General features: G+C 55.4%; 9 protein-coding genes. 8 read left to right on the forward strand and 1 reads right to left on the reverse strand.

Going from position 1 to position 6,837, the window contains the following annotated elements:
- Window positions 1-130: 130 nt before the first annotated feature.
- The gene (locus EXR70_24560; GenBank protein MSP41669.1) at window positions 131-808 is read right to left on the reverse strand and encodes a hypothetical protein; all 678 of its coding nucleotides are present in this window, start codon (window positions 806-808) and stop codon (window positions 131-133) included.
- A 131-nt stretch (window positions 809-939) separates the two neighbouring features.
- Between EXR70_24560 and ccmA the strand changes: the two genes are divergently transcribed.
- The 8 genes from ccmA to EXR70_24600 all read left to right on the forward strand — a co-directional run.
- Window positions 940-1,695 carry a heme ABC exporter ATP-binding protein CcmA gene (ccmA, locus tag EXR70_24565; GenBank protein ID MSP41670.1) on the forward strand — a complete coding sequence of 252 codons (756 nt, stop codon included), beginning with the start codon at window positions 940-942 and terminating at the stop codon, window positions 1,693-1,695.
- Complete coding sequence (locus tag EXR70_24570; GenBank protein MSP41671.1) at window positions 1,692-2,369, forward strand: hypothetical protein; 678 nt, start codon at window positions 1,692-1,694, stop codon at window positions 2,367-2,369. Before ccmA ends, EXR70_24570 begins: the two co-directional genes overlap by 4 nt.
- Window positions 2,370-2,371: 2 nt before the next feature.
- Window positions 2,372-3,079 (forward strand): cytochrome C assembly protein, encoded by a 708-nt coding sequence (locus EXR70_24575; protein MSP41672.1) that lies wholly within the window; start codon window positions 2,372-2,374, stop codon window positions 3,077-3,079.
- Entirely contained in the window at window positions 3,079-3,228 is a 150-nt protein-coding gene (locus tag EXR70_24580) for a CcmD family protein (protein ID MSP41673.1), read from the forward strand. Before EXR70_24575 ends, EXR70_24580 begins: the two co-directional genes overlap by 1 nt.
- Entirely contained in the window at window positions 3,221-3,664 is a 444-nt protein-coding gene (locus tag EXR70_24585; GenBank protein MSP41674.1) for a cytochrome c maturation protein CcmE, read from the forward strand. The genes EXR70_24580 and EXR70_24585 overlap by 8 nt, the downstream gene beginning before the upstream one ends.
- The gene (locus tag EXR70_24590) at window positions 3,661-5,622 is read left to right on the forward strand and encodes a heme lyase CcmF/NrfE family subunit (GenBank protein ID MSP41675.1); all 1,962 of its coding nucleotides are present in this window, start codon (window positions 3,661-3,663) and stop codon (window positions 5,620-5,622) included. Before EXR70_24585 ends, EXR70_24590 begins: the two co-directional genes overlap by 4 nt.
- A gap of 63 nt (window positions 5,623-5,685) precedes the next feature.
- Window positions 5,686-6,252: a TlpA family protein disulfide reductase gene (locus tag EXR70_24595; GenBank protein MSP41676.1), complete on the forward strand. Its 567-nt coding sequence runs from the start codon at window positions 5,686-5,688 to the stop codon at window positions 6,250-6,252.
- On the forward strand, window positions 6,090-6,837 hold a 748-nt coding region (locus EXR70_24600; protein MSP41677.1), incomplete at its 3' end, for a cytochrome c-type biogenesis protein CcmH. The genes EXR70_24595 and EXR70_24600, both read left to right, overlap by 163 nt.

Genomic DNA, 6,837 nt, shown 5'->3' on the forward strand with positions numbered 1-6,837 from the left:
TAAGGACCCTATTAACCACGAGAGCAAAATGTAATCTGATATAACTTCGCAAAAACTGTAACTCATTACGAAAAAAACGATCTATCCTCCGCTGCCCTGCTTCCAGGGCAGTTGTTCAGAGGTTCCTTAACTACTCGGACTTCTTCTGCTCCAACCACTTCTCCAAAAATCGTCCGGCGACTTCACGACCGCCCAGGCCGAAGGCCAACGACAGCGCCAAACAAACCGCACCGAAGACCAAAATGAACGCCCAAATGACGATCTCGGAGGCGATGTCGAGGATTTCAAAGATGCCGGCTACGACAAAGATCGCGGTGGCGATGTACGCCGCTTTGCCGATCGACGCCGCCTGCTCCAATTCGGCATTGGCGCAAGAGGTGCGTGTCACGTTTTCGAGAAAATTAGCGAAATAGAGACCCAGGATCAAAGTCACCAGCGCGGCGACGATTTTGGGGATATAGAGATAGATCGTATGCAGCGTGTCGGTGGCGCCGCTGAGATTGAGGGTTTCCAGCGTGGTGACGATGGCGATCAAAAATAGAAACCAAAAAACCAACAGGCCAAGGATATCGGATGCGGTTTGGCCGATGCCGCCGCGGTCGAGAATCTGCTTGATGCCGGCGCGCTCGGCGAGTATGTCGAACTGGCAAATTTTCAAAACCCGCACGACCACTCGCTTGATGACGTTGCAAATCACCCAGCCGAGCAAAATAATCGCGATGGCAAAAAACAAGTTGGGCAGAAAGACCGCGATCTTGGTGATAAACGCGTTCCAAAAACCCGTGACGGTAACGACCGGATTCATCATTCCTCCTCAACAAACCTTAGTAGTAGCTAAAACTAAAATAGGAGAGTTGCGGTATCAATGTCAATCAAACGACGAAAACTCACAATCAACGCCGTGCGCTTGAATCCGTAAAGTTCGCTCTCTATAGTCGAATGACTGAATACCAAGCGGCCGTCGATCTACGAAAGCGAACCGTCATCTTGCGCCTAACCGTTAACCAGCTCGGTAAAGCCTATGGCTTCTTATGGGCGCTGAAGGATGTCACTCTCGATCTTTCGGCCGGCGAGTGTGTCGCCTTGCTTGGACCCAACGGCGCCGGCAAATCGACGCTCCTACGCATTCTCACCGGTTTGATCGCGCCGAGCACCGGCACGCTGTATTTCGACGGCGAAGTTAGTAACGGCCACACGGCGAACCTGCGCCGGCGCATCGGCATGTTGGCGCCGGCCGATCATCTTTACGAAAATCTCACGGTCAAAGAGAACCTAAGTTTTTTTACCCGCTTGTATGATCGCGACAACAGCGGCTCCACATTGGACGCTGCACTAAGCGAAGTCGGCTTGGCGCAACGTAGCGATGAATTCGTCGCCAACCTCTCTGCCGGCATGAAGTGCCGATTGTCCATCGCTAAATGGCGCCTGCTCGATCCCGGCTTGCTCTTGCTCGACGAACCCTACGGCGTGCTCGACGGCAGCGGCGTCGATTTGCTCGAAGCGTTTCTGCGCGAGCAGTGCGCCAAAGGCCATATCGTCATCATGGCGTCGCACCATGTCTCGCGGGTGCTCAGACTTTGCAACCGAGCGCTCATCCTTCATCAGGGGCGGCTGACGTTCAATGAAGCCAAGCAAATGCCGTGGCCAAGCTTCGATCGCGCCTTCGGCGCGTTCTTGCCCCAGGGTGACCCATGACGCTGATCAAACAATCCTTGCTTTTGCTCGGCAAAGATCTGCGCCTGGAGCTGCGCCGGCGCGACAGTGTGATGACGATGTTCTTTTTCGGCACGCTGCTTCTGTTCGTGTTTCACTTCGCTTTCGATCTGCCGCCCGACAAGGTCGCCGAAATGGCGCCAGGCTTGCTCTGGCTGGCGTTTTTATTCACGGGAACTTTGGGGCTGGCGCAACTGTTTCAAGCCGAAAGGGAGAATCACTGCCTCGACGCCCTGCTGCTTTCGCCGCTCGACTGCGGCGCGCTGTTTCTCGCCAAGACGGCATTTAATTTGTTGCTGATGATCCTGGTCGAAATCGTGGTCATCCCGTTGTTCTGGATTCTGTTCAATTTATCCGCCTGGAACTTGCTACCGCAACTCATTTTGGTAACTATACTTGGCACGTTGGGCTTTTGTATTTTGGGCACGATCATGGCGGCGATCACGTTGCGTGCTCGGGCACGAGAACTGCTCTTGCCGCTGGTCTTGTTTCCCTTGATGATTCCGGTAATCCTCGCCACCATCCGCTGCATGGAAACGGTGATGACTACCGGTGCCATCGACGATGCCATGCCTTGGATGCGCTTGCTGATCGGCTTCGATGTTATTTTTCTAACCATTGGAATTTTGATCTTCGACTGGGTCATCGAAAGTTAATCATGACGGATTCCACTCAACTGGTAAAAAAGCGTAAAGGCATTCTCGGTGGCTTGGCGCTGGTCGTCATCGTCATCGGCCTCTACTGGGGTTTGGTCATCGCCCCGCCCGACGCCGATCAAGGCGACCTCCAACGCATCATGTATCTGCACATTCCGACCATCATCGCTGCCTACACCGCGATTTTTTTAGTCTTCATCGGCAGCGCGCTCTACTTGTGGAAAAAGGAAAAGCGCGATGACGTTCTCGCCCACGCATCGGCCGAGATCGCGGTATTGTTGATCGCGTTGGTGATTGTCGAAGGATCTATTTGGGCTAGACCGACCTGGGGCGTTTGGTGGACCTGGGATGCGCGCTTGACGACCACGGCTATTTTACTTCTGATATTTGTCGGCTACCTATTGCTGCGCTCGTCAATCGAGGACGAGACGCGCGCCGCGTCTGCTGCAGCCGTGTTAGGAATTATCGGTGCTCTCGACGTCCCACTGATTCATATGTCGGTTTATTGGTGGCGCACACTGCATCAACCGCCGTCGATTTTTCGTCCCGATAAACTTCCCTCGGAAAATATCCCTTGGCCATTCCTGCTCCCCTTAATGGTTAATATGGCGGCATTCTTACTGCTGTTTTTTTATTTGTTGTCACTGCGCTACCGCGTCGGTGAGATGCGCCAAAAGATCAAGGCGTTGCGCCTAGAGGGAAATGTCTAGTGGGCGCCTGGGGATATATATCACTGGCCTACGGAATCGTTTGGGGCGTCATCGGCGTGTATTGGGTTTTGTTGAAGCGCCGCTATCGCGCCGCTGAAACCGAGCTCAACCGGTTAAAGTCATCGGAGGCGGCCGTTCACAATGACTAAAGGTAAACGCTTTCTCATCGGCGGCGCGGTGATCCTCGCCGCCCTCGGTTATATCATCTACGGCGGCATGCAGCAGGCTCTGGTCTATTTCAAAATGCCTTCCGAACTGCGCGCCGAAGAAAGTTCGATGAAAGGGAAATTCGTGCGCATGGGCGGCATGGTGGTCAAGGGTTCCATGGAAAAGGATTTGCAAAAACTCACTTACAAATTTCAACTAACCGATGGCAGCGCCAACTTTCCGGTGTATTTTAAGGGCGTGCCGCCGGATATGTTTACCGAGGGCAAAGGCGCCGTGGTCGAAGGCCGGGTCGGCGACGATGGAGTTTTTCAAGCGAGCCTGATCATGGCCAAACATGCCGAGGACTATAATCCCCTAGCCAGCGGCAAGTCGCCCAACCAGAGTTTCGTGCCCGCCAAGGAAGCTGGATCCAAGTGACCGCCGCCATCGGCCATACCTCGATCCTGCTGGCCTTTGTCGCGGCACTGGTAGGCGTCGCCAGCCCGCTGATCGCATCGCGCTATGAACCCGAGCGTTTTCGGCTCGCTGCGCGCTATTCGATTTTCAGTCAATTCGCCCTGGTCACCATCGCAGCGCTGGCGCTGATCTATGGTCTAGTTAACACCGACTTTTCGATCAAATACGTGGCCTTCAATACCACGCGGGCGACGCCGATTTACTATCGCGTCACCGGTCTGTGGGGCGCATTGGAAGGCTCGCTCTTGCTCTGGGAATGGATTCTGATCATTTTCGCCGGCATCGTCGCCTGGACCTATCGCAACCGCCACCATGAGATGATGCCCTGGGTGGTGATGATTTTTTCCATCGTCTCGCTGTTTTTTCTTGGCGTCATCGGCTTTTTGTCCAATCCCTTTGAAACCGTTTCGCCGATTCCGCTCGACGGCCGCGGCCTCAATCCACTGCTCGAAGACGCCAACATGATGACCCACCCGCCGCTGCTCTATACCGGCTTCGTCGGTCTCACCGTGCCCTTCGCCTTCGCCATGGCGGCGTTGATCGTCGGCAAACTCGATGAGGCGTGGGTCGTCAGCACGCGGCGCTGGACCATCGTCGCCTGGTTTTTCCTCACCGCGGGAAATCTGGTCGGCGCCTGGTGGTCCTACCACGTCCTCGGCTGGGGCGGCTATTGGGCCTGGGACCCAGTGGAGAACGCCGCGTTAATGCCTTGGTTTCCGGCGACGGCTTTCTTGCATTCGATTCAAGTGCAGGAACGGCGCCGCATGCTCAAAGTATGGAATCTATCCCTGATCATCATCGCCTTCAGCCTGACTATCTTCGGCACCTTTCTCACCCGCTCGGGCATCATCTCGTCGATTCACGCGTTTTCGTCGGGACCGGTGGGCGCTTTTTTCCTGGGCTTTCTCGCTTTCATCTTGCTCGGTTCTTTTGGCCTGCTCGCCTATCGCGCCGATCTTTTGAAACAACAACCCGAGCTCGACTCCATGGTCAGCCGCGAGTCGGCGTTCTTGCTCAACAACATCGTGTTGGTATCGGCGCTGTTTACGATTTTTCTCGGCACCATTTTTCCGCTCCTTTCCGAAGCGGTCGCCGGCCAGCAAATCAGCGTCGGCGCGCCCTACTTCAATACCGTCACCGTGCCGCTGTTCCTGTGCTTGGTATTCCTCATGGGCGTCGGCCCGATGATCGCCTGGCGCCGCGCCAGCATGGACAACTTGAAGCGCAACTTTCTCTGGCCCGCGACGACGGCCATCGTCTTCGCCACGTTTCTGTTCGTTTGGAAAGTAAAAGACTTTTTGCCGCTGTTAGGATTTACCCTTCTCGCTTTCGTGGTTTTGACGATGACCTTCGATACCGCGTTGGCGCTCCGCGCGCGCAAACGGATCGCCGGCGAAGGCGTGCTGCGCGGCCTCATCACCCTCACCCGGCGCAATCAGCGACGCTACGGCGGCTTCACCGTCCATCTCGGCGTGGTCTTGATCATGATGGGCATCGCCGGTTCGATGACCTACAGCAGCGAAAAGGACGCCACCTTGGCGCTCAACGAATCTTTAACTCTCGGCAACTACCGCGTCCAGTTCGAAGGCCTCAAAGGCTCAAAGCAGCCGACCCACTTCCGCGTCGAGGGCTCGTTTCGTTTGTTTCACAACGGCAGCGATGAAGGCGTGGTCACGCCGGCGCTGAAATTTTTTCCCACTCAACAATCGCCCATCGGCCGCGCCGTCCATCAAAGCAGTTTGAGTGAGGACATTTATTTGATCCTCTCCGGCTTCAGCCAAGTGGACCAAAACCAAGCGACACTCAAAGTCCTAGTCCGGCCACTGGTGATTTGGATGTGGATCGGCGGCTTCGTCATCGCCTTCGGCACTTTGATTTGCATTCTCCCCTTCGGCAAACCGAACGAACAGGACGACTAGCCGTGCAACCTGTAATCTTGAATATGGAATTTTGAATTTGGAATCTGAAATCTGGAATTCCCCATGCCGATCCGCCGCTTGATCATCACGCTGTGCGTCATCGCGCCGATCTTGGCCTTGCTCGCCTTCGGCTTCACCCGCGACGCCAAGTACATCACTTCGCCGCTGCTCGCCAAGGCCGCGGCGCCGTTCACCGTGACGCTTTTCGACGGCAAGAAAATGACTTTAGAAGAACTGCGCGGCAAAGCGGTGTTTGTAAATTTCTGGGCGTCTTGGTGCGAACCCTGCCGCGCCGAAGCCCATGATCTCGAAGCCGCGTGGCAAAAGGTCAAAGATAAAAATATGATTTTTCTCGGCGTCGCCTTGCAGGACAGCGATCAAGCGTCAAAAGAATTTCTCAAGGAATTCAACGTCACCTACGCCAACGGCCGCGACCAAGCCGGCAAGATCGCCGTCGACTACGGGACATGGGGTATTCCGGAAAGTTTTTTTATCGACCCCCAAGGGCGCATCACCTACAAACATGTCGGCGCCATCCGCGCCGCGCTGGTGCTGCGCAAAATCGAAGAAGCCTCCCAAGGCATCGCCAGCGCCCAAGAAGGCCGCGGCGACTATCAGGGAGTGCGCTGAGACCGATGCGATTTGCCAAGCTATTTGTCCTATACGTGTTATTCCTCCTATGTCGTAGTCCGCTGCTAGCGGCCACCCCCGACCTCGAAGACCGCACCCGCGAGATCGCCACCGAACTGCGCTGCGTGGTCTGTCAAAACCTGTCCGTCGCCGACTCGCCCTCCGAGATGGCCCAGCAAATGCGCGCCATCGTCCGCGAACAGGTTCAGGCCGGCAAGAGCGCCGAACAGATCAAAGAATTCTTCGTGTCGAAATACGGTGAATGGGTTTTGCTCAAGCCCAAAACCACCGGTTTCAGCGCGCTCTTGTGGATCTTGCCCTATGTTTTTTTAGCCCTTGGAATTATCGCCGCACTTTGGTTCGTGCGCCGCTGGTCGAGCAAGAAAAAGTCTACCGCCGAAAGCGCCCCGTTGATCGAGGCCGAGAGCAAGTTATTGCGTCAAAATTTCGTCCGTCCCGATATTGAAGATAGCAGCAGCCGTGCCCAATTGCTGCGCGAGCGCGGCCGCTTGAGAGACGAAATCGGCGAACTGGAATTTGATTATCAATCCGGCAAGATTTCCGAAGGCGATTACCGCGCCCTGC

The sequence above is a fragment of the Deltaproteobacteria bacterium genome, from assembly GCA_009692615.1.
Taxonomy (GTDB): domain Bacteria; phylum Desulfobacterota; class Binatia; order UBA9968; family UBA9968; genus DP-20.

Bases quoted from the DNA above. Each gene is read 5' to 3' on its own strand.
- EXR70_24560 (MSP41669.1), bottom strand. From the start codon at position 808: ATGATGAATCCGGTCGTTACCGTCACGGGTTTTTGGAACGCGTTTATC.
- ccmA (MSP41670.1), top strand. From the start codon at position 940: ATGACTGAATACCAAGCGGCCGTCGATCTACGAAAGCGAACCGTCATC.
- EXR70_24570 (MSP41671.1), top strand. From the start codon at position 1,692: ATGACGCTGATCAAACAATCCTTGCTTTTGCTCGGCAAAGATCTGCGC.
- EXR70_24575 (MSP41672.1), top strand. From the start codon at position 2,372: ATGACGGATTCCACTCAACTGGTAAAAAAGCGTAAAGGCATTCTCGGT.
- EXR70_24585 (MSP41674.1), top strand. From the start codon at position 3,221: ATGACTAAAGGTAAACGCTTTCTCATCGGCGGCGCGGTGATCCTCGCC.
- EXR70_24595 (MSP41676.1), top strand. From the start codon at position 5,686: ATGCCGATCCGCCGCTTGATCATCACGCTGTGCGTCATCGCGCCGATC.